We start from the raw sequence: 21,463 nt of genomic DNA, 5'->3' as shown, positions 1-21,463 counted from the left end.
AACCCGGCGCCACCCCGAGACGACACTCGGGCACTCGCCCTGCCCCGCCTCAGCCCACAGCACGAAAACGGGCCGCCGACTCCGTCGGCGGCCCGTCACGAAACTTCGAGGTTAGTTCGAAGAAGCGTCAACGAGTCAAGCGCTGGAGCCGCGTAGCGGCCTCATGGAGGACGTCGTCCTTCTTGCAGAAGGTGAATCGCACCTGGCTGCGGCCCGCATCCGGGTCGTCGTAGAAGACGGAGTTGGGGACGGCGACGACGCCGCAGCGTTCGGGGAGGGCGCGGCAGAAGGCGTAGGCGTCCTTCTCGCCGAAGGGGGTGATATCGGTGGTGATGAAGTACGTGCCCTGGGGCTGGTAGACCTCGAAGCCGACCGTCCGGAGGCCGTTGGCGAGTAGGTCGCGCTTGCGGTGGAGAGTGGTGCGGAAGTCGTCGAAGTACGTGTCCGGGAGGCGGAGGGCTTCCGCGATCGCGTACTGGAGAGGACCCGCGCTCACGAAGGTCAGGTATTGCTTTGCCGTGCGGACTGCGGCGATCAGGGGTGCGCTGGCCGTAGCCCAGCCAACCTTCCATCCGGTGAAGGAGAAGGTCTTGCCGGCGGAGGAGATGGAGACGGTGCGCTCGCGCATTCCGGGGAGGGTCGCGATGGGGTGGTGCGTGCCCTCAAAGACCAGGTGTTCGTAGACCTCGTCCGTGACGACGAGTAGATCGTGCTCGACGGCGAGGGCGGCGATAGCGCTCAGCTCCTCGGGGGTGAGGATCATCCCCGTGGGGTTGTGCGGCGTGTTTAGGAGGAGCAGGCGGGTCTTCGAGGTGATCTTCGACCGCAGCTCGTCCAGGTCCGGGCGGAAGGACGGGGCGCGGAGGGTGAGCGGGACGCGCTTCGCGCCGGCCATCGCGATGCAGGCGGCGTAGGAGTCGTAATACGGCTCGAAGGCGATCACCTCGTCGCCGGGCTCCAGTAGGGCGAGCATGGTCGCGGCGATCGCCTCCGTCGCGCCCGCGGTGACCAGGATCTCCGAGTCGGGATCGAGGCTCAGGTCGTAGAAGCGGCGCTGGTGGTCGGCGATCGCCTCGCGCAGTTCCGGGATGCCTGGGCCCGGCGGGTACTGGTTGCCGCGGCCGTCGCGCAGCGCTCGTACGGCGGCCTCGCGGACCGACTCCGGGCCGTCCGTGTCCGGGAAGCCCTGCCCCAGGTTGATCGCACCCGTCGCCGTCGCCAGAGCCGACATCTCCGCGAAGATCGTCGTCCCGAGGCCGTCCAGCCTGCGGTTCAGTAGTGGCCTGGTGTTCATCTCTCCACCGTTCTGACTTGAGTCCCCATCAAGCTTCCAGGCCCCATCCTGTCTCATCGAGATTCCCCTCCCCACGGGGTGCGGACAGAGCGAGGTGCTGCCCTTCCGGTTCGGTTGTCGGTTCCCGGAGGACGCCAGCCTTCGCTGAGATGTCGCGCAGGAGCGCCTCCCGCAGGGTGTGCAGCGTCGCGATCTTGGAAACGAGGAGTTGTGCTGTGGCGTGCAGGGGCTCGGCGACCCGATGAAAGTGGGCGCGCGTGAAACGGTCGGGCCAGGTGAGGGACAGAGATTTCAGGCGGAGGGCGGAGATCTCGCGGCGGTTTTGGCCCTGCGCGAGCTCTGCGATCGCGGCACTGCGGTTCCTGAGTTCATGGAGCAGCCACCAGCCGTCCTCGTCCTCCAAGGGTCGTACGGCGATGACGCTTCTGAGGGGGGTCGCCGCTCGGCTCGACACTGCAATGTGCGCGCCGTCGGAACGGGTGCTGAGCATGAAGGTCCCTGGAGGATGTACCGCACCGTCGCGGGCCGGGCCGCTCAGACGGAACCGGTGGACGTGGGGCACAGGAAGGCCGTAGAGGTCTCTGGGCGCGATCAGGTCGACGGCGGCCTCTGCGGGTGTCGGTGACAGTGAGCTCTCGGAGCCTCTGCCCGTCTTCAGACGGGCGACCTTGGCGAGTGTTCGTGTGTCCCACGACGGCTCCGAAGCCGCCACGTCGTCGTGGAACGCGTCAGCCAGTTCCATTGCCTTGCGCGCGGTGTGTTGGTAGAGCGAGACCATCTCCTCGATGAGGGTGAAGGCCCGGTGGTATGCGGTGACGACGTCTGGCGGAGGCAGCGGAAACAGCATGCGGTGGAGGGTGTCGAGGCTGATGGTGGGCTCGACATGTGCCGTCACGTCCTCGTCGATGCGGGCCTTCGCCGTGGGTGTCTGTAGCCAGATACGCAGCCACCGCACTATGTGTGGCTCAGCGCGGATGATGCCGATCGACCTGGTCGCTGTACATCCCGCGTGCTCGGCGGTGACCAGTGCGGAATCACCCACCCGTCGGACGAGTACGACGGCGAGGTCGCCCTCCCTGAGGATTGCCCGGCTGGGCGGGGATTCGCCCGGCCGACACTCATCGGCCCTGGGCGAGAGGATCCTGCCGTCCTGGACGAACGTCGAGCTGACGACTCCTGCAGTCTGATCGGCAGCCGCGTCTTCGAGGAAACCGGAAGTGGTGTAGATGTCCCTGTGGGTTCGCTCGATTTTGATGGAGGTCGTCTGCCAAGCCGCTTTACCCGAGACGACCTGGTCGGCATTGGCTTCCATCAGATCTCCTCCAAGGCGTCCAGCAGTCGGAGTTCCAGGTTGCGCATCTGGTCGAACTGATCGGCCAGTTCGAGCTTGAGCTGTTCGACCCGGCTCCGTGTGTCCCGTTCGGGGCTGGGAGGCTCCACGGCGTACGAGGTCGGCATCAGGCTGGACTCGCGGTCGGCGATCTCCTCGGTGGAGCAGCTTCGGGACCAGCCGGCTGCGTCGTTGTACGGCGAGGCCGCAGCACCGTTCTCGGAGAGGCCACGCCAGGCCGCCAGGGTGGCCAGGATCAATGCCGTGTTCTTGTCGCCCAGCCTCCGTGCTCTTGACTCCGGGACCGGTTCGAAGGCTCGCCGCGCGTTGACGAAAAGCACCTGCCGGCGACGGTCCAGGACACCCCAGCCGGGGCGTGCGCTCTTGTCCCTGTTGAGCACCCACAGACAGGCGGGGGCTTTGGAATGACCGAACACGCGAGGTGGCAGAGCGATCACGCACTCGACGAGATCGTCACGCAGGAGGCGTTCGCGGAGCCTCCGGGTGACGGGCTGTCTGCTGTTGGCGACGTTGTCGGCCATCAGGAAGACGGCACGTCCCGCCGGAGCCAGCGCGTGCGCTATGTGCTGGATCCACGCGGAGTTGGCGGACCCTCGGGGCGGTGATTCCTCCGGCCACCGGGGATCGACAGAGACTGGGGGAGCCGACCGGCTGGCGCCCTGCTCCGTCTTGTCCTCCAGCGCCCAGTCGCGCTGGTTGAAGGGAAGGTTGGCCAGGATGATGTCGTGGGGCTCCGGTTCAGGCTCTGCGAGGCTGTCCCCGGGCGGGAAGACGTGAGCCGTGATCCCTCGCACCGCCAGGTTCATGCGGGCCACCTGCGAGGTGTGTGCGTGCTGCTCCTTTCCCTGCAAGGACATGGCCGGGTGCAGCTCGACGCGTTCGCGGACATAGCGGTGACTCTCAACGAGCAGTCCTCCCGAACCGCAGACCGGGTCCAGCACTCTGTGCCCGTCGCGGGGAGCCGCCGCACCGACCATGAGACGCGCCATGTCACCCGGCGTGAAGTAGTGACTGCCGTCTGCCTGGTCCGCCGAAAGATCACGGAGGCACTGGTCGAGCAGGGGGCCGACTCTCTGGGTGGAGCCGATGGCCTGCACGAGAGCGCGCAGTGGTCCTTCGGAACCAGGGGGCGGAACGGGCATCAGGCTTCTCGTGCTCACGTCAGCGCCCTGTTCGTCGGCTGCGGGAAGCCAGTGGCTCAGACACGTGCTCACGGCAGCACGGATACCCGAACCGCGCCCTGCCGACTGACCCAGCAGCCATGACCATGTCGGTACGCCGGTGCCAGGAGCGGCGTAGGCGGTCCGACTCAGGTAGAGCAGTCCGAGGACGAGGCGAGTCGAGTCCTGGGCGTTCATCAGCCGTGAGAGGTGCGTGCGGTGCCGGCGCACCTTCGCGAGCACCTCGTCGAGAGAGGAAGCACCCTCGGCCTGCACGTGTCCTCCAAGGGCACTCATGTCGCTCACGAGCCCACCACGCCCAAGGCGCCCATGACCACGATAAGGAGCGTCAGGGAACCGGCGAAGGTCAATGCTGCGGTCTTGAAGGCCGCCGTGGGGCGCCCTCCCTCGACGACGGTCACGACGCTGCCGGCCAGAGCGGCGACAAGCGCCGTGAGGACCGCGATGATCACGTACATCAGCCTCAGTTGCACGTGGTTCCTTCCTGAGGTCGGGGGATCTCCCAGAGGACGAGTGAGCCGGTGATCCCTGGCTTCAGGAAGGACAGTAGAAGACGTAGGCCGCGCGCTGCTGGGTGCACGCCGTTTGGGATTTCTCTAGACGCACGCCCGGATTTCAAGCACTTTCGGCGAGTGCACGTCGTTTGGGATTCAAGACAGTGAGTCGACCAGAGGGGGTGTTCGGGCGTCCGCCTCCCGACCCAAATAGGTAGGCGAAAAATCCTTGACCCAGCCGACCTTCCAGCCGGTGAACGAGAACGTCTTGCCGGCGCTGGAGATGGTGACCGTGCGGTCCCGCATGCCGGGGAAGGTGGCGAGCGGGATGTGTTCGGCGTCGTCGAAGACCAGGTGCTCGTAGACCTCGTCGGTCACGACGAGGAGGTCCCGCTCGACGGCCAGGGCGGCGATCTGCGCCAGTTCCTCGCGGGTGAGGACCGTGCCGGTCGGGTTGTGCGGGGTGTTGATCAGCAGCAGCCGGGTGCGGTCGGTGACGGCGTCGCGCAGTTCGTCGAGGTCGAGCCGGAAGCGGCCGTCGCCGGGGCGGAGCGTGACGGGGACGCGACGTCCGCCCGCCATGGCGATGCAGGCCGCGTAGGAGTCGTAGTACGGCTCCAGGGCGATCACCTCGTCGCCGGGCTCCACCAGGGCGAGCAGGGCGGCGGCGATGGCCTCGGTGGCGCCGGCGGTGACCAGCACCTCGGTGTCGGGGTCGACGGACAGGCCGTAGCGGCGCTGCTGGTGGGCGGCGACGGCGGTGCGCAGTTCGGGGATGCCGGGGCCCGGCGGGTACTGGTTGCCGCGGCCGTCCCGCAGCGCGCGCACGGCGGCCTCCCGGACCTCCTCGGGGCCGTCGGTGTCGGGGAAGCCCTGGCCGAGGTTGATCGACCCGGTGCTCAGGGCCAGGGCGGACATCTCGGCGAAGACCGTCGTCCCGAACTCGGCGAGGCGGCGGTTGAGGAGGGGGCGCGCGCTGGAGGTCATGGGCCATCCTGCGCCGAAGCTCTGGCTTTGCTCAACTCTGCTTTGGGCCGTGCGGGCATCGGGCATCTCCCGCTCACACGCGTGAGCGGGGCGCCCACGGGGGGCTGCTTCGGCGGATCACGGGGGAACGGAAGGAGCGGACGTCATGGGGGACTTTCTGTACTGGTTCGTCGTCCTGGTCGTGTTCATCGGGGCCGTCGTGGTGATCGGCGTCAGGGCCGGCGGCAGGGGCGGGCGGGCGGTGTCGACGTCCGGGCGGCGCGCGCGACGGGAGAGCTGGTGGGCGTCCGGTGACAGCGGGAGCGGCTCCGCGGGCTTGTCCTGCGGCGGGTCGTCGTCGTGTGGCGGGTCGTCGTCGTGCGGGGGCGGCGGAGGGGGCGGTTGCGGCGGCGGAGGGAGCTGAGCCGCGGGCCGGAGGGGGCATCGCGGACCGGAGGCCCGAAGCGCGGAGGGCGGGGCCTGCGCCCTTCGGGGGTGGCAGCCGTCGGCTTCCGCTTTCCGGTGGGGGCCGCGGTCGCGGTGGGACCCGCACGGGGGGCGGGTCCCCCTGCTGCGGGGCGGGGCGGGATCGTCGGGGCTACCTGGGCCGCCCGGGCCCTGGCGTCCCTGTTCCCGTGGGAGTGGTGACCGGGTGGCGGTACCGGTCGATGCGGATGCGGCCCTTCGCGCGGATGCGGCCCTTCGCGTGGGGAGGGCCTTGGCGCGGGTGGGTGCCGGACGCGCGGGGTGCGCGGGGTGCGCGCGGTGATTGAACAGGTGAGCTGTGGGGCCCTCTAGGGGATGGAAACCGCCTGAACTTGGGTAAAAACGCTGTATCGGCGCCACGGTTCATGATTCCCTCTCAACCACCAACGCAGCCCTCGGACTTCCAGCGGAGCCCGTCCCGACCGGCCGACCGGGCTGACGGGCCGAACCCGGTGCGACCGGGGTGCGCCGGACTCCCCCCATCTTTTCCTCCTTGCGTGCTTGCGGAGCCGATCCATGCTCACGACCCTGAACACCGCCTACACCGACACGTGCGCGGCCGACCTCGCCTGGTCCCTTGGCCGCGAGCCGTTGCCCGCGCTGGCCACCCTCGACCTCGAACTGACCGGCGTGAAGCTGCAGATGCGTCTGCTCGGCGCCTCGCACCAGGTGCTCGTGGAGGAGGAGCGCGGCCTGTGCTCGGAGACCGTGGCGTGCCTTCCGGGCAGCAGCACGCCCCTTCCCCTGGGCGTCGCCAAGCGGGTGGGCGACTGGGAGTACGAGTTCGCCGCCCGGGTGGAAGTGCTCTCACCGGGCGCGTTCGCGGGCCGCGCCCAGGAGTTGCTGGCCCTGGTGGCCGATCACCCGCAGGGGCTGGCAGGGATCTTCCCCGGCAGCCCGCACGCGTTCACCGCCCTGCTGGCCCAGCGTCACGAGGACCAGGTGCGCTGGCGCACCTGGCACGCGTACCCGCAGGACGGGCAGCTGGTGACGACCCGCACCCGGGTGGGGACGCGGGTCCGGGTGGACGCCTGAGCCGGGGCACGGGTGCGGGTGGACGCCTGAGGTCGGGCACGGGTCCGGGTGGACGCCTGAGGTCGGGACGCGGGTCCGGGTGCCCTGAGGTCGGGACGGGGGTCCGGGTGGAGCCGGGGCCCGGTCCGGGCGGGCAGGTTCGGCGGGGACGGGCCGGCGTTCGCACCGGTGTCGGTCAGGAGTGAACGAGCACCACACGTGTGGGTGACGATCCGCACCGGAGGTGTGACGTAACGTCGCAGGGTGATCGAACCGCAGGCCCCCGCTCCGCCCCGTTCCACCGCACCAGGGGGCGGGCCGAACGGCTCCGGTGGCGGTCCGGGCGGCGGTCCGCCGCCGCTGCCGGTCCGGCAGGGCACCGGGCGGTTCCTGGTCCTGGCCGGCGTGTTCGTCTGTGCGGCCTGCGGGCTGGTGTACGAACTCGAACTCCTCGCCCTGGCCACGTACTTGATGGGCGACTCGGTCACCCACGCCTCGGTCGTGCTGTCCGTCATGGTGTTCGCGATGGGCATCGGCTCCCTGGCCGCCAAGCGGCTGCGGGGGCGGGCGGCGGCCGGTTTCGGGGCCGTCGAGGCGGCCCTCGCGCTCACCGGCGGGTGCAGCGCCATGGCCCTGTACGCGGTCTACGCCTTCACGGGCGCCTGGGGCGGCGTCTGGGAGAGCGGGCCGCGCTGGCTGCTGGTGGGGTTCTCCCTGGCCACCGGCCTGCTCATCGGCGCCGAGGTGCCGCTGCTGATGGAGCTGATCCAGCGGATCCGGCGGCAGGACGCGGGCGGCGCGGTGGCCGACCTGTTCGCCGCCGACTACGTCGGGGCCCTGGTCGGCGGGCTCGCCTTCCCGTTCCTCCTCCTGCCGTTCCTCGGGCAGTTGACCGGGGCGCTGATCACCGGCGCCGTCAACGCGGTGGTGGGCGCGGCGCTGGTGCTCGGGCTGTTCCGGCAGGACCTCAGCCGCCGTGACCGCCGCCTGCTGGTGGTGGCCAACGTGTGCGTGCTGGCCCTGCTCGCCTCGGCCGCCGTCCTGGTCGACGACTTCGAACGGGCCGCCCGGAAGGCGATGTACGGCAACGATGTCCGCGTCGCCCTGCACACCGGGGAGCAGGAGGTGGTGCTCACCGGCGGGCGGGACGGCCGTGCCGCCGACCTGTTCCTCGACGGGCGGCTGCGGGTCAGCGGACGGGACGCGCCCCGCCCCGCCGAGGCACTGGTGCACCCCGCGATGAACGGGCCGCGCGCCCGGGTGCTCGTCCTCGGCAGCGGGGACGGGCTGGCCCTCCGGGAGGTGCTGCGGTTCGAGGGGGTGCACCGGGTGGACGTCGTCACCCGCGACCCGGAGGTGGTGCGGCTGGCGCGCACCGACCCGGCGCTCACCGCGCTCAACGGGCGGGCGTTCGACGACCCCCGGGTGCGGGTCACGGCCGACGACCCGTTCACCTGGCTGCGCGGCGGACCCCGGGCCGCGTACGACGTCGTGGTGTCCGACCTTCCGCACCCCGCGATCACCGAGAGCACCAAGCTGTACTCGCTGGAGTTCTACGGGCTGGCCCGGCGGGTGCTGGCGCCCGGCGGGCGCCTGGTCGTGCACACCGGACCGGTCACCGGCCGCGCCCGGGTCCTGGGCACCGTGGAGGCGACCCTGCGCGCGGCCGGGCTGCGCACCGCCCCGTACCGCGTGCCCGGGCTGCGGTCCGCCGGCGCCGGACCCGACCGCACGCCCAGGAGCGGGGCGGCCGGACAGGACCGGGGGTTCGTCCTGGCCTCCCGCACCGCGCCCGAGGTCCGCCTCGACCCGTCCGGCCCGCGCCCGCACACCCTCACCGGCGCCCTGCTCGACGCCGCCGCGCGCCGCGCCGAGCACCACCGCCCGCCCGGCCTGCCGCCGTCCACCCTGGTCCACCCGCGCTACGCCCGCTGAGGCCGTGGGGCCCGGGCCGTGACGGGAGGCCGCGTCGTGCCCCCGGCCGGGCTCCGGCCCCGCGCCGACGCGCCGTGACTTCGCGCCGACGGGGGTACAGCCCGGTGTCGCCTGGGTAGGCTCGGCAGGCATGGAGCACGAGGTGTTCGTTCCGGTTCCGGTCGATCGGCTCAGAGCAGTGCTGGACGACCCCGCGCGGGTCGCCCGGGCGGTGCCCGGGCTCCAGCACGACGCCGGCGCGGAGCCGGTCGCCGGGCGGCTGAAGGTCCGCGTCGGCAGTCACTCCATCACCTACGGCGGCGCCGTGCGCGTCACCGGACAGGACGACGGCTCCTACGTCGTGGCGGGCGAGGCGGCGGAGACGCGTGGCACCGGCTCGGTGAAGCTGACCCTGCGGCTCGCCCTGCGGGAGGCGGAGGGCGGCACGACGCTCACCGCCGACGGGACGGCGCGCGCCGACGGCCGGATCACCGGCCTCGCGCCGGACGCGGTGGCCGCCGCGGTCACCCGGCTGCTGACCCGGTTCGCGGAGAACCTGGGGACGGCGGCCCGGCAGGACACCCCTGCGGAGGAACCCCCGGCCCCCGGGACGCCCACGGACACACCCTCGGACGACGCCTCCCCGTCCTCCGACGTTCCGCCGGAGACGGTCCAGGAGGCGGCGACCGAGGACTTCGAACCGGGGGCCACCGCCGACTTCGAGGCCACGCCCGACGCGGACGACGCCCCGCCCCCGGACCCCGCCCGCCGCGTCGGCGCCGACGACGCCTCCGCGTCCGCCCTCGACCCCGTGGCGGACGCCCGCGACGCGGTGCCCGGGAAGGCGGCAGCGGCCGGGGACGCGGGTGAGACTGCGGGTCCCGGGGAGGCGGGGGAGGACGGTGACGCCGTCGCGGAGGCCGCCCACGCACGGCGCACGATGATCGGCCGCAGCGCCGAGGAGGTGGACCACGCCCCGCCGCGCGGCCGGTACGCCCCGGTGCCCGCGCCCCAGACCGTCTCGACGCCGGCCCCGCTGCGCTGGGCCGCCCCGGCAGCGGCCCTCGCCGTGGCCTCCGCCGTCGTCGCCGTCCGGATCCTGCGCCGCCGCCGGTGATCCCCGGCCGCCGGTGGCGGTGCCCCCGTGGCCGCGGTGACCTGTGGCCGCGGTGACCCCGGCCGGTGGTGATCAAGCGCAGTAGGGTCGTCCCGTGACCAACGACGACATCACGCTGACCGCGGGCGACGCGGAGGTGACCGTGCGGCCGGGCAACGGCGGGCGGGTCGCAGGGCTGCGGATCGGCGGCACGGAGCTGCTGCGGCAGGGCGAGCGGTTCGGGTGCTTCCCGATGGTCCCCTGGTGCGGGCGGATCCGGGACGGCCGCTTCCGGGACGGCGCCACCGTCCACCAGATGCCGCTGAACGCGCCGCCCCACGCCATCCACGGCACCGCCCGGGACGCCGCCTGGCGCACCGCCCGCGTGGACGACGGCGCCGCCGTCCTCACCCACGACCTCGCCGAGCCGTGGCCCTACCCGGGGCGGGTGACCCAGCGGATCGAGCTCGTCGAGGGCTCCCTCACGCTGAGCATGGCGGTGGAGACCTACGAGTCGTCCTTCCCGGCGCAGATCGGCTGGCACCCCTGGTTCAACCGCACCCTCGACGGTGCGGAGGCCACCCTCGACTTCACGCCCGCCTGGCAGGAGGAGCGGGGCGAGGACCACCTGCCCACCGGCCGCCGCATCGATCCCCGGCCCGGCCCGTGGGACGACTGCTTCGGCATGCCCGACGGTGTCGACGTCACCGTGACCTGGCCCGGCCGGCTGAGCCTGCGGGTCACCAGCCGCGAGCAGTGGGTGGTGGTCTACGACGAGCAGCGCGAGGCGGTGTGCGTGGAGCCGCAGACCGGACCGCCCGACGGGCTGAACAGCGCCCCGCGCCTGGTCACCCCGCTGGAGCCGCTGGAGGCCTCGACGACCTGGACCTGGACCCGCCTCTAAGCTGGCTGCCATGACGGACACGCGCGGCGCGCTGCTGCAGCAGATCAAGGACAAGGCCGTGGTGCACGGCAAGGTGACGCTCTCCTCGGGGCTGGAGGCCGACTACTACGTCGACCTGCGCCGCGTCACCCTCGACGGCGAGGCCGCGCCGCTGGTCGGCCAGGTGCTGCTCGACCTGACCGGGGAGCTGGAGTTCGACGCGGTGGGCGGCCTGACCATGGGTGCCGACCCGGTGGCCGCCGCCATGCTGCACGCCGCCGCCGCGCGCGGCCGGAGGCTGGACGCGTTCGTCGTCCGCAAGGCCGCCAAGGCGCACGGTCTGCAGCGCCGGGTGGAGGGTCCGGACATCGCGGGCCGCCGTGTCCTGGTCGTCGAGGACACCTCCACCACCGGCGGCTCGCCGCTGACCGCGGTCGAGGCCGTGCGGGAGGCGGGTGCCGAGGTGGTGGCCGTCGCCACCATCGTGGACCGGGCGACCGGCGCCGCGGAGAAGATCCGGGAGGGCGCGGGCGTGCCGTACCTGTTCGCGTTCTCCAAGGACGAACTGGGGCTCGACTGACGGCCGGCCGTACCGGCTGACCGGCGGTCCGACGCGGCCGACGGCCCGGACCACCGGATGGCCCGAGCGCCGGCCGTACCGACCACCGGCCGTACCGGCTGTACCGCGCCGGGCGCCCCGGTGGTCCGGCGGCCCCGTCCGCCCGGCCGGTCTGGCTCCTCCGGCCGCCGGTCGTCCGCCAGGCGTCTGCCGCCCGCCGACACCGTCCGGCGGCCGTCGTCCGAAGGGCCCCGCCGGGACGTCCCGCGGCAGGCCCGCAGCAAGCCCGCAGGATCCCGCCACATCACGACTTGACCTGCGCCGTGGACCTGGCGGGCAAGTCTGGGAAGATGGGGCCGACAACGACGTCGCTTCCAAGGTTCCAGGTCAGGGCCGACAGTACGCAGTACGCCAACCCGCACAGCTAAGAGGAGCGGACAGATGCCCATCGCAACTCCCGAGGTCTACAACGAGATGCTGGACCGGGCGAAGGCAGGACAGTTCGCCTACCCGGCCATCAACGTCACCTCGTCCCAGACCCTGCACGCGGCACTGCGCGGCTTCGCCGAGTCGGAGAGCGACGGCATCGTCCAGATCTCCACCGGCGGCGCCGAGTTCCTGGGCGGCCAGCACAGCAAGGACATGGTGACCGGCGCGGTCGCCCTGGCCGAGTTCGCGCACATCGTGGCCGAGAAGTACGACGTCAACATCGCGCTGCACACCGACCACTGCCCGAAGGACAAGCTGGACAGTTACGTCCGTCCGCTGCTCGCCGTGTCCGAGGAGCGCGTCAAGGCCGGCCGCAACCCGCTGTTCCAGTCCCACATGTGGGACGGCTCCGCGGAGACGCTGTCGGACAACCTGAGCATCGCGCAGGAGCTGCTGGAGCGCGCCCGCGCCGCGAAGATCATCCTCGAGGTCGAGATCACCCCGACCGGTGGTGAGGAGGACGGCGTCTCGCACGAGATCAACGACTCCCTCTACACCACCGTCGACGACGCGATCCGCACCGCGGAGGCCCTGGGCCTCGGCGAGAAGGGCCGCTACCTGCTGGCCGCGTCCTTCGGCAACGTGCACGGCGTCTACAAGCCGGGCAACGTCCGCCTGCGCCCCGAGCTGCTGAAGGAGCTCAACGAGGGTGTCGCCGCCAAGTACGGCAAGCCGGCCTCCCCCGGCCCGTTCGACTTCGTCTTCCACGGCGGCTCCGGCTCCAGCGAGCAGGAGATCCTGACCGCCCTGGAGAACGGCGTGGTCAAGATGAACATCGACACCGACACCCAGTACGCCTTCACCCGGCCCGTCGCCGACCACATGTTCAAGAACTACGACGGCGTCCTGAAGATCGACGGCGAGGTCGGCTCCAAGAAGACCTACGACCCGCGCACCTGGGGCAAGGTCGCCGAGGCGTCGATGGCCGCCCGCGTCGTCGAGGCCTGCCGCCACCTGCGCTCGACCGGCACCCGCATCAAGTAACGGCCCGGCGGGACCCGTCCGCCGGACGGGCCCGCGCGCCGCACGCGACGGACCCGGCACCCTCCGCGGTGCCGGGTTCTTCCGTATGCTCCGAAGATGCCCGATGTCCGGCTGGCCTCCCCGCAGGGCAGGTGGATCCTGCTCACCACGGTGCTCGGTTCCGGCATGGCGATGCTGGACTCCACCGTCGTCAACGTCGCGCTGCCGCGCATCGGCCGGGACCTCGACGCCGACCTCGCCGTCCTGCAGTGGACGGTCAACGCGTACATGGTCACGCTGGCCGGGCTGATCCTGCTGGGCGGGGCGCTGGGGGACCGGTTCGGGCGGCGGCGGGTGTTCGTCGTCGGCGTGGTGTGGTTCGCGGCGGCCTCCCTGCTGTGCGGGCTGGCCCCCGGTCCCGGGACGCTGATCGCCGCCCGCGCGCTCCAGGGCGTCGGCGGCGCCCTGCTCACGCCGGGCTCGCTCGCCCTCATCCAGGCGTCGTTCCACCGGGACGACCGGGCCCGCGCGGTGGGCCTGTGGTCCGGCTTCGGGGGGATCGGCGCGGCAGTCGGCCCGTTCCTCGGCGGCTGGCTGGTCGACGGGCCCGGCTGGCGCTGGGTGTTCCTGATCAACGTGCCGGTCGCCCTGCTGTGCGTCCCGATCGCCGTGCGCCACGTGCCGGAGTCCTCCGGCGGCGGCACGCACGGCCGGTTCGACGTGCTGGGCGCCGGGCTCGGCGCGCTGGCGCTGGCGCTGGTGACGTATGCGCTGATCGGGGCCGAGGAGGCGTCCGGCGCGGTGGTCGTCGCGGGGGCCGCCGGACTGGCCGCCGCGGTGGCCTTCGTGTGGGTGGAGCGGCGGCACCCGGACCCGATGATGCCGCCGGACATCTTCGCCTCCCGCCAGTTCACCGCGGTCAACCTGCTCACCCTGTGCGTGTACGCGGCCTTCGGCGGCTTCTTCTTCCTGGCCGCGCTCCAGCTCCAGGTCGTCGTCGGCTACTCGGCGCTCGCCGCCGGCGCGGCTCTGCTGCCGACCACCGCGCTGATGCTGTTGCTCTCCGCCCGCTCCGGCGAGCTGGCCGACCGCATCGGACCCCGCCTCCCGCTCACCGTGGGCCCGCTGCTGGCGGCGGCGGGCATGGTGCTGATGCTGCGCGTCGGGCCGGGCGCCTCCTACCCGGCCGACGTGCTGCCCGCGCTGCTGGTCCTCGGTCTCGGCATGGTCGCCCTGGTGGCGCCGCTGACCGCGACCGTGCTCGCCTCGGTGGACGTCGGCCGGGCCGGGCTGGCCAGCGGCATCAACAACGCCGCCGCCCGTGCGGCCGGGCTGCTGGCCGTGGCGGCGCTGCCGCTGCTCGCCGGGATGGGCCCGGAGGCGTACCGGCGGCCGGACGCCTTCGACGACGCGTTCGGGCGGGCGATGCTCTGGTGCGCGGGCGTGCTGGTGGCCGGCGCGGTGCTCGCCTTCGCGACCGTGCGCCGCCCCGCCCCGGACTGCCGCCGCCCCGAGTGCCGCACCCACGGCAGCGTGGCCGTGCCGCCCCTGGAGCCCCGCACCTCCGTCGGGCGGCTGCGGGAGGAGGGCGGCGGCGGTGCGGCGCCGGGGTGAGGGGCGGTGGTGGGATGGGGTGCGGTGGCGGGTTGGGATGCGGTGGCGGGATGCGGTGCGGCGTGGCGGGATGGGGTCGGCGGCCGGCTGAGGCTGCGGCGGAGGGCCGGTTCGCGGCAGCGTGCTGAGAGGGGCACTGGACCGAGGCGCGGCAGCGTGCTGAGAGGGGCACCGGGCCGGGGCTCGGCGCCGGGCTGAGAAGGTGCCGCCTCCCGGCTCACCCGTGCGCGGTGACGCCGTGCCGTCTCCCGGGCCCGGCCACGCACCGTGACGCGGCCCGCGCCCGATGTACGAGACTGGAGGCATGTCGATTCACGAGAACCTCCTCGGGGGCCCGCCCCCCACGCACCTCCCCGACGACCCCGGGCCGCGTGAGCTGCTCGCGTCGGGCACCACCCCGACCGACGTCGCCGCCCAGTACCCCACCTCCTCGCTGGCCTGGGCCCGGCTGGCCGACGAGGCGTTCGAGCGGGGCAGCGTCGTCGAGTCGTACGCCTACGCCCGCACCGGCTACCACCGCGGGCTGGACGCCCTGCGCCGCAACGGCTGGAAGGGCCACGGACCGGTGCCGTGGGAGCACGAGCCGAACCGCGGCTTCCTGCGCGCCCTGCACGCCCTCGCCCGGGCCGCCCAGGCCATCGGCGAGAAGGAGGAGTACGAGCGCTGCTCGCAGTTCCTCAAGGACTCCTCCCCGACGGCGGCCGACGTCCTCGGCTGAGCCGTGACCGCGTCGAGGCCCGCCCGTGAGCGGGCGGGCCTTGCGGATCAGTGGGGGCCATGCGCAGGATGCGGTATGGGGACCGGGGCCCCCGTGCCGGTAACGGCAGGGGCGGACCGCTACCCGGAGCACATTTCAGGAGACAGCGATGTCCCACGAGGCTCACGAGCCCGAGACCCCGCATCTCGACTTCCAGGGCACGACGCCGTACGAGGACTACGTCAAGGCCGACGTCCTCACCCACCTCCAGCACACCCTCTCCGACGATCCCGGAGAGATGGTCTTCCTGGTCACCACCCAGGTGATGGAGCTGTGGTTCACCGTGATCGTCCACGAGTGGGAGACGGCCGCGAAGGCGCTGCGGCAGGACGACGTACCGACCGCGATCGACGCGCTCAAGCGGTCGGTGCGCGAGCTGGAGGCGCTGAACGCCTCCTGGAGGCCGTTGAGCGGGCTCACCCCGGCGCAGTTCAACTCCTACCGCGGCGCCCTCGGTGAGGGGTCCGGCTTCCAGTCGGCGATGTACCGGCGGATGGAGTTCCTGCTCGGCGACAAGTCCGCGTCCATGCTGGTCCCGCACCGGGGCGCGCCGCGGGTGTACGCGGAGCTGGAGAAGGCCCTGCACGAGCCCAGCCTGTACGACGAGGTGCTGCGGTTCCTCGCGCGGCGCGGCCACGACATCCCCGACGAGGTGCTCGGCCGGGACGTCTCGCAGCGCTACCAGCCGTCCCCGCGGGTGGAGGCCGTCTGGACGGCCGTGTACGCGGGTGACGAGCGGGACGAGGTGGCGCGCCTGGGCGAGGCGCTGACCGATGTCGCCGAACTGGTGTGGCGCTGGCGCAACGACCATCTCGTCGCCACCCGCCGGGCGATGGGCGCCAAGACCGGGACGGGCGGCTCCGCCGGGGTGGCCTGGCTGGAGAAGCGGGCGCAGAAGAGCGTGTTCCCCGAGCTGTGGACGGCGCGGTCCTATGTCTGAACTGCGGATACGGGCCAAGGAGCTGGACGGGGCCGACGAACTGGCCGCCAAACGCGCCGAGTTCGTGCTGGACTCCGCGTCCGACGGGGCGTCCGGCACCGCGGGCGTCTACCTGGACGGCAACTCGCTCGGCGCGCTGCCCGCCGCCGTGCCCGCCCGGGTGGCGGACGTGGTGGCCCGGCAGTGGGGCGAGCTGCGCATCCGGTCCTGGACGGAGGGCGGCTGGTGGACCGCGCCCGAGCGGATCGGCGACCGGATCGCCCCGCTGGTGGGTGCGGCGGCTGGGCAGATCGTCGTGGGCGACTCGACCAGCGTCAACGTGTTCAAGGCCGTCGTCGGCGCGGTGCGCCTGGCGCGGCTCGGCGACCCGGCCCGGGACGAGGTCCTGGTGGACGCGACCACCTTCCCCACGGACGGCTACATCGCCGCGTCGGCGGCCCGGATGACCGGCTGCACGCTGCGCCCGGTGGCCCCGGAGGACGTGCCGGGCGCGGTGGGGGAGCGGACGGCCGCCGTGCTGCTCAACCACATCGACTACCGCTCCGGCCGGCTGTACGACCTGCCCGGCCTCACGGCCGCCGTGCACGCGGCGGGCGCCCCGGTCGTGTGGGACCTGTGCCACAGCGCGGGCGCGCTGCCGGTGGGGCTGGACGAGCACGGCGTGGACCTCGCGGTCGGCTGCACCTACAAGTACCTGAACGGCGGCCCCGGTTCGCCCGCCTTCCTGTACGTCCGCGCGGACCTGCAGGACCGCTTCGACTCCCCGCTGCCCGGCTGGAACTCCCACGCGGAGCCCTTCGGGATGCGGCCGGAGTACGAGCCGGCGCCGGGCGCCCTGCGCGGGCGGGTCGGCACCCCCGACATCCTGTCGATGCTCGCCCTGGAGGCGGCACTGGAGGTCTGGGACGGGGTGTCCGTCGAGCAGGTGCGGACGAAGTCCCTCGCGCTGACGGACTTCTTCCTGGAGTGCGTCGCCGCGTACGTCCCGGACGGCAGGGTCGCGTGCCTGACCCCGCTCCCGCACGGGGAGCGGGGCAGTCAGATCGCCCTGAGCTGCCCGGACGCCGGTGACGTGATGCGGCGGCTGATCGAGCGCGGGGTGGTCGGCGACTTCCGCCACCCGGACGTGCTGCGCTTCGGCTTCACCCCGCTCTACCTCGGCTTCGCGGACGTGGAGCGGGCGGCGCGGGTGCTGGCGGAGGTGCTGGCCGAGGCGCCGGCGGGTGACGCGGGCTGACGCCTCGCCCGGCCCGCGGTGCGGGCTGATGCCTTGCCCGGCCGGTGGTGCGGGCTGATGCTTGCTCAGCGGGTGGTCCGGGCTGACGCCTCGCCCGGCGGGTGGTGCGGATCGACGCACCACCCGGCGGGTGGCGCCGGGTGACGCTTCGCTCGGCGGGTGGCAACGGGTCGACGCGTCACCGGCGGGCGGCGCGTACCGGCACTCGTGCCGTACCGGAGGACCGTCGCCCGGCCCGCCCCGCGCCCCCGGTGCGGAGTGGGCCGGGACGTGCGGACCCGCAGGGGTTCACCGTGCGTGATATCCCCATGTCCACGCGGGTCCTCGTCCTGATACCGTCCCGGCCAAACAGCCGGACCCCTTCGCCGGTCCGCCATCCACGTGTCACCGTGAGAGGTCGAGCATGACGGACGCCGCCGCAGCCGCCCGGGCCACCGCCGAGGAGGAGGCGGCCCTGTCCCACGCGCCCGTCGACCCGGACGCGAGCGCCGCCTACGGCGACGACCCCGACCAGGTGGTCGACTTCTACGCCCCCCGCGCGGCGGACGGCCCCGAAGGCCCCGTCCCGCTCGTCGCGGTCCTGCACGGCGGTGCCTGGCGGGACCCCTACGACCGGCGGCACGTCAGCCCGTTCGCCGCCTTCCTCGCCCGGCGCGGGTTCGCCGTGGCGAGCGTCGAGTACCGGCGTGGATCCGGCCGGGACGCGGACGGGCGGCCCCGTGCGGGCCGCTGGCCGGAGACGTTCGACGACGTGGCCGCCGCCCTGGACGCCCTGCCCGCGCTGGCCCGCCGGCACCTGCCGCGGGCCGACCCCCGCCGCACGGTCGTCACCGGTCACTCCGCGGGCGGTCACCTGGCCCTGTGGGCCGCCGCCCGGCACCTGCTGCCCGCCGACGCTCCGTGGCGCACCGACCGGCCGGCCCCGCTGCGCGGGGTGGTCGCCCTCGCCCCGGTCGCCGACTTCGAGGTCGCCGACAAGCTGGCCGTCTGCGACGGAGCCGTGCGTCAACTCCTCGGCGGCGACGAGCACTTCGCCGCACGCCGGCCGTACGCCGACCCCGCGGGGCTGCTGCCCACCGGGATCGCCACCACCATCGTCCAGGGCCGCACCGACCTGGACGTCCCGCAGGCGGTCGCCGAGGCGTACGCGGACGCCGCCGCCAAGGCCGGCGAGGTGGTCGGCCTGACCCTGCTGGAGGACGTCGGCCACTTCCCCCTGATCGACCCGACGGCGGACGCCTGCGCGGTGGTGGCGGAGGAGATCGCCCAACTGGCCTGGTGACGGCCAACTGGCTTGGCGACGGCGCCGGTTCGGGCCGGAGGCCGGGCGCGTCGGCGACGCGGGCCCGGTCCGGCCGGTGTGCGGGGGCGCGCGTTCGCGTCCGTCGGCGGCTCGTAGCGCGTCCGGCCCGTGCACGGCGGGGCTCGCGCGGCGCACCCGCGGCCGGGCGGCCCGTAGTACCCGTCATACCGGAGAGCCACCCCGCAGGTGAGTCCCGCGGCGGGACGCGGCCCGTCGGGTGGGCGATGGCCCGTGGGCCGTGAGCGGTGACCCGTGACCGGTGGGCGGTGAACAGTGACCCGTGACCGGTGGGCGGCGAACGGTGACCCGTGACCCGTGACCGGTCTGGGCGGTGACCGGGGGGCACGTCGCGCCGACCGCGTGCGGCGCCCGTGTAGTACCTGAGACGGACGTCCGGGAACCCCTCTTCACGGGGACGACCGCGGTCACCCGGTCGGCCTACCGTGTGAGCGTGACCGAGACGACCCACACGCAGCCCCCGGGCGGCCCGCGCCGTGCCGGGGACGGGGCGGAATCCCGCAGCCCGGAGTACCGGCTGGCCCAGAACGTCCTGCGGGGCCTGCGCCAGGACCTGTTCCACGACCCCTTCGCCTACCGTCCGCTGCCGCCCCGGCGCACCGACGGCCCGTTCGTCCGCCGGCTGCCCGGCCGGCTGCGGACATCCGCGCGGAACCTGCCGCACGCGGTGGTCGGCGGCATCGCGCTGTTCTCCCTGCTCGTCGGCGCGGTGTCGGGCAGCATGCCCGGCGGTGACGTCCCGGCGCTGCTGAGCGGCCTGCTGTGCGCGCTGCCGGTGCTCGCGACGCTCGTCCGGCCGGTCGGGGCGTTCTGGCTGTCGCTGGCGGTGACGCCGGTGGTGGCGATCCTCAACGGCGGCGGGGGCGACTGGCCGTGGCTGCCGGGCGCGTTCATCAGCCACCTGGCGGTGCTGGTGATCGTGGCGCTGCGGACCCGGCCGCGGACGGCCGCCTGGATGTGGGTGCTGACCGCCTGCTACGCGTTCCTGTCGGACGTGGTCCTCGGCGGCCCCTACTACTACACGAACAGCGGACCCATGATGGTGACCTCCGCGTTCGCCCTGCTCGTGGTGTCCCTGTGGCACGTCCGCCACACGGCCCAGCAGGAGGTGACCGCGCAGCAGACGGTCACCGCGCAGGAGCGGTCCCGGCGCACGCTGCTGGAGGAGCGCACCACCATCGCCCGCGAGCTGCACGACGTGGTCGCGCACCACATGTCGGTGGTCGCCATCCAGGCCGAGGCGGCGCCGTACCGGGTGGAGAACCCGCCGCCGGAGCTGGAGCGCGCCTTCGCCACCATCCGGGAGAACGCGGTGGCCGCCCTCACCGAGCTGCGGCGCGTCCTCGGGGTGGTGCGCGCCGAGGACTACGAGGCCCCGGACGCCCCGCAGCCCACGCTGGCGGACCTGGACGCCCTGCTCGCCAACGTCCGCGACGCCGGCCTGGACGTGGAGAAGGTGGTGACCGGCGCGGTGCGGGAGCTGCCGCAGGGCGTGGAGCTGTCGGCGTACCGGATCGTGCAGGAGGCGCTGAGCAACAGCCTGCGGCACGCGCCCGGGGCGAGCGCCCGGGTGGAGATCGGCTACGTGCTCGGCGGGCTCGGCGTCCGCGTGGTCAACGGCCCGGCGCCTGCCCCGAACCTGGTCAAGCCCTCACCCGGCGCCGGCCACGGCATCACCGGCATGCGGGAGCGGGTCTCCATGCTGAACGGCGAGATGACGGCCGGGCCGACCGAGGACGGTGGCTACGAGGTCGCGGTGTTCCTGCCGGTCACGGTGGCCCACGAGACGAGCGGGGAAACGGCATGACCATCCGCGTGCTGATCGCGGACGACCAGATGATGGTGCGCGAGGGCTTCTCGGTCCTGCTGAACGCGATGCCCGACATCGAGGTCGTCGGCGAGGCCGTCAACGGGCGGCAGGCGGTGGAACGGGTGCGGGAGCTGCGTCCCGACGTCGTGCTGATGGACATCCGCATGCCGGAGCTCAACGGCATCGAGGCGACCCGGGAGATCGTCGCCGCCGACGGCACCGCGAAGGTGCTGGTGCTCACCACCTTCGACCTCGACGAGTACGTGTACCAGGCCCTGCGGGCGGGCGCCTCGGGCTTCCTGCTCAAGGACGCCTCGGCCCGCCAACTGGCCGACGGGGTACGGGTCGTCGCGTCCGGGGAGGCCCTGCTCGCCCCGACGGTGACCCGGCGGCTGATCACCGAGTTCTCCAAGCTGTCCGAGGCCCCCCGCCTGATGCCGGCCGCGCACGCGGCGTACGGGGACCTCACCGAGCGGGAGACGGAGGTGCTGGTGCTGATCGCGCAGGGCCTGTCGAACGCGGAGATCGCCGGCCGGCTGGTGGTGGCCGAGTCGACGATCAAGACCCACGTCAGCCGCATCCTGGTGAAGCTGGGCCTGCGGGACCGCACCCAGGCGGCCGTCTTCGCCTACGAGGCCCGGCTGGTCACCCCGGGCTGACCGGACAGCTCGCACCAGACGTACTTGCCCCGGTTGCCGAACCGCGAGAGCGGATGCCAGCCCCACAGGTCGGAGCAGGCCCTGACCAGCGCGAGTCCCCGGCCGTCCTCGTCGGTCAGGCAGCCGTCCGGCGCGGCGGGCGGGAGCGGCGGTTCGGGGTCCGCGTCCCACGCGCCGATCCGCAGCACGCCGACCGCCCACCGCACCCGCAGCGCGGCGGGCCCTCCGGCGTGCCGCACCGCGTTGGTGACCAGTTCCGTCGCCAGCAGTTCGGCGACGTCGACCAGGCGGATCAGCCCGTGCATCGTGAGGATGAGCCGGAGGGTACGGCGGCTGACGGTGACGGCGCGCGGGTCGTGCGGGATGTACAGGGAGTACTCCCAGGGCTCGTCCTCGGGCATGCGGCCACTCCGTTCGGTGAGGTGATGGGCGGGA

The 21,463-nt window shown here is 73.2% G+C and carries 18 protein-coding genes and 1 pseudogene; 13 read left to right on the top strand and 6 right to left on the bottom strand.

Annotated elements, in window-relative coordinates; translation table 11 throughout:
* Positions 1–127 precede the first annotated feature (127 nt).
* From AC02VZ_RS23145 to AC02VZ_RS23125, 5 genes and pseudogenes are all read right to left on the bottom strand, one after another.
* Positions 128–1,294, bottom strand: a complete 1,167-nt coding sequence (locus AC02VZ_RS23145) for a pyridoxal phosphate-dependent aminotransferase (RefSeq protein ID WP_432058855.1) — start codon at positions 1,292–1,294, stop codon at positions 128–130.
* A 28-nt stretch (positions 1,295–1,322) separates the two neighbouring features.
* A complete protein-coding gene (locus tag AC02VZ_RS23140) occupies positions 1,323–2,606 on the bottom strand; it encodes a restriction endonuclease subunit S domain-containing protein (protein ID WP_432058856.1) in 1,284 nt (427 codons plus the stop codon).
* The gene (locus AC02VZ_RS23135) at positions 2,606–4,102 is read right to left on the bottom strand and encodes an N-6 DNA methylase (RefSeq protein WP_432058857.1); all 1,497 of its coding nucleotides are present in this window, start codon (positions 4,100–4,102) and stop codon (positions 2,606–2,608) included. The genes AC02VZ_RS23140 and AC02VZ_RS23135 overlap by 1 nt, the downstream gene beginning before the upstream one ends.
* A 5-nt stretch (positions 4,103–4,107) precedes the next feature.
* Positions 4,108–4,299 carry a hypothetical protein gene (locus AC02VZ_RS23130; RefSeq protein WP_432058858.1) on the bottom strand — a complete coding sequence of 64 codons (192 nt, stop codon included), beginning with the start codon at positions 4,297–4,299 and terminating at the stop codon, positions 4,108–4,110.
* A gap of 252 nt (positions 4,300–4,551) precedes the next feature.
* Positions 4,552–5,307: pseudogene (locus tag AC02VZ_RS23125) on the bottom strand (aminotransferase class I/II-fold pyridoxal phosphate-dependent enzyme); the annotation flags it as partial.
* 981 nt (positions 5,308–6,288) lie between these two features.
* On the opposite strand from AC02VZ_RS23125, the gene AC02VZ_RS23120 reads away from it, so the two are divergent.
* The 13 genes from AC02VZ_RS23120 to AC02VZ_RS23060 all read left to right on the top strand — a co-directional run bounded on the left by AC02VZ_RS23120 (position 6,289) and on the right by AC02VZ_RS23060 (position 21,028).
* Positions 6,289–6,807 carry a DUF2617 family protein gene (locus tag AC02VZ_RS23120; protein ID WP_432058859.1) on the top strand — a complete coding sequence of 173 codons (519 nt, stop codon included), beginning with the start codon at positions 6,289–6,291 and terminating at the stop codon, positions 6,805–6,807.
* 243 nt (positions 6,808–7,050) lie between these two features.
* Positions 7,051–8,721, top strand: a complete 1,671-nt coding sequence (locus AC02VZ_RS23115; RefSeq protein WP_476476283.1) for a polyamine aminopropyltransferase — start codon at positions 7,051–7,053, stop codon at positions 8,719–8,721.
* 130 nt (positions 8,722–8,851) lie between these two features.
* A complete protein-coding gene (locus AC02VZ_RS23110) occupies positions 8,852–9,817 on the top strand; it encodes an SRPBCC family protein (RefSeq protein ID WP_432058861.1) in 966 nt (321 codons plus the stop codon).
* Positions 9,818–9,911: 94 nt separating this feature from the next.
* The gene (locus tag AC02VZ_RS23105) at positions 9,912–10,700 is read left to right on the top strand and encodes an aldose epimerase family protein (protein ID WP_476476282.1); all 789 of its coding nucleotides are present in this window, start codon (positions 9,912–9,914) and stop codon (positions 10,698–10,700) included.
* A gap of 10 nt (positions 10,701–10,710) precedes the next feature.
* Positions 10,711–11,259, top strand: a complete 549-nt coding sequence (gene pyrE, locus AC02VZ_RS23100; protein ID WP_362098276.1) for an orotate phosphoribosyltransferase — start codon at positions 10,711–10,713, stop codon at positions 11,257–11,259.
* A gap of 420 nt (positions 11,260–11,679) precedes the next feature.
* The gene (gene fbaA, locus AC02VZ_RS23095) at positions 11,680–12,711 is read left to right on the top strand and encodes a class II fructose-bisphosphate aldolase (protein WP_476476281.1); all 1,032 of its coding nucleotides are present in this window, start codon (positions 11,680–11,682) and stop codon (positions 12,709–12,711) included.
* A gap of 96 nt (positions 12,712–12,807) precedes the next feature.
* Positions 12,808–14,304: an MFS transporter gene (locus AC02VZ_RS23090; protein WP_476476280.1), complete on the top strand. Its 1,497-nt coding sequence runs from the start codon at positions 12,808–12,810 to the stop codon at positions 14,302–14,304.
* 304 nt (positions 14,305–14,608) lie between these two features.
* A complete protein-coding gene (locus tag AC02VZ_RS23085) occupies positions 14,609–15,022 on the top strand; it encodes a DUF3151 domain-containing protein (RefSeq protein WP_432054593.1) in 414 nt (137 codons plus the stop codon).
* Between the two features lie 148 nt (positions 15,023–15,170).
* Positions 15,171–16,001: a tryptophan 2,3-dioxygenase family protein gene (locus AC02VZ_RS23080; RefSeq protein ID WP_432054592.1), complete on the top strand. Its 831-nt coding sequence runs from the start codon at positions 15,171–15,173 to the stop codon at positions 15,999–16,001.
* Positions 15,994–17,238 (top strand): kynureninase, encoded by a 1,245-nt coding sequence (kynU, locus tag AC02VZ_RS23075; RefSeq protein WP_476476279.1) that lies wholly within the window; start codon positions 15,994–15,996, stop codon positions 17,236–17,238. The genes AC02VZ_RS23080 and kynU overlap by 8 nt, the downstream gene beginning before the upstream one ends.
* A 403-nt stretch (positions 17,239–17,641) precedes the next feature.
* Positions 17,642–18,520 (top strand): alpha/beta hydrolase, encoded by an 879-nt coding sequence (locus AC02VZ_RS23070; RefSeq protein ID WP_476476278.1) that lies wholly within the window; start codon positions 17,642–17,644, stop codon positions 18,518–18,520.
* A gap of 472 nt (positions 18,521–18,992) precedes the next feature.
* Entirely contained in the window at positions 18,993–20,366 is a 1,374-nt protein-coding gene (locus AC02VZ_RS23065) for a sensor histidine kinase (protein WP_432054589.1), read from the top strand.
* On the top strand, positions 20,363–21,028 hold the full coding sequence (locus AC02VZ_RS23060; protein WP_362098305.1) for a response regulator transcription factor: 666 nt from the start codon (positions 20,363–20,365) through the stop codon (positions 21,026–21,028). The genes AC02VZ_RS23065 and AC02VZ_RS23060 overlap by 4 nt, the downstream gene beginning before the upstream one ends.
* Here AC02VZ_RS23060 and AC02VZ_RS23055 read toward each other — a convergent pair.
* Positions 20,998–21,429: an ATP-binding protein gene (locus tag AC02VZ_RS23055; protein ID WP_476476277.1), complete on the bottom strand. Its 432-nt coding sequence runs from the start codon at positions 21,427–21,429 to the stop codon at positions 20,998–21,000. The genes AC02VZ_RS23060 and AC02VZ_RS23055 overlap by 31 nt on opposite strands.
* Between the last annotated feature and the right edge of the window lie 34 nt (positions 21,430–21,463).

The organism is Streptomyces sp. 3-6, assembly GCF_056323165.1.
Note: the sequence above shows the minus strand (reverse complement) of the source record. Positions and strands in the feature narration are given on the sequence as shown.

Excerpts from the sequence above, each read along its gene's own strand:
- AC02VZ_RS23080 (WP_432054592.1), top strand. The coding sequence starts at position 15,171 with ATGTCCCACGAGGCTCACGAGCCCGAGACCCCGCATCTCGACTTCCAG.
- AC02VZ_RS23070 (WP_476476278.1), top strand. The coding sequence starts at position 17,642 with ATGACGGACGCCGCCGCAGCCGCCCGGGCCACCGCCGAGGAGGAGGCG.
- AC02VZ_RS23135 (WP_432058857.1), bottom strand. The coding sequence starts at position 4,102 with ATGAGTGCCCTTGGAGGACACGTGCAGGCCGAGGGTGCTTCCTCTCTC.
- fbaA (WP_476476281.1), top strand. The coding sequence starts at position 11,680 with ATGCCCATCGCAACTCCCGAGGTCTACAACGAGATGCTGGACCGGGCG.
- AC02VZ_RS23120 (WP_432058859.1), top strand. The coding sequence starts at position 6,289 with ATGCTCACGACCCTGAACACCGCCTACACCGACACGTGCGCGGCCGAC.
- kynU (WP_476476279.1), top strand. The coding sequence starts at position 15,994 with ATGTCTGAACTGCGGATACGGGCCAAGGAGCTGGACGGGGCCGACGAA.
- AC02VZ_RS23055 (WP_476476277.1), bottom strand. The coding sequence starts at position 21,429 with ATGCCCGAGGACGAGCCCTGGGAGTACTCCCTGTACATCCCGCACGAC.
- AC02VZ_RS23145 (WP_432058855.1), bottom strand. The coding sequence starts at position 1,294 with ATGAACACCAGGCCACTACTGAACCGCAGGCTGGACGGCCTCGGGACG.
- AC02VZ_RS23090 (WP_476476280.1), top strand. The coding sequence starts at position 12,808 with ATGCCCGATGTCCGGCTGGCCTCCCCGCAGGGCAGGTGGATCCTGCTC.
- AC02VZ_RS23085 (WP_432054593.1), top strand. The coding sequence starts at position 14,609 with ATGTCGATTCACGAGAACCTCCTCGGGGGCCCGCCCCCCACGCACCTC.
- AC02VZ_RS23140 (WP_432058856.1), bottom strand. The coding sequence starts at position 2,606 with ATGGAAGCCAATGCCGACCAGGTCGTCTCGGGTAAAGCGGCTTGGCAG.
- AC02VZ_RS23110 (WP_432058861.1), top strand. The coding sequence starts at position 8,852 with ATGGAGCACGAGGTGTTCGTTCCGGTTCCGGTCGATCGGCTCAGAGCA.
- AC02VZ_RS23060 (WP_362098305.1), top strand. The coding sequence starts at position 20,363 with ATGACCATCCGCGTGCTGATCGCGGACGACCAGATGATGGTGCGCGAG.
- pyrE (WP_362098276.1), top strand. The coding sequence starts at position 10,711 with ATGACGGACACGCGCGGCGCGCTGCTGCAGCAGATCAAGGACAAGGCC.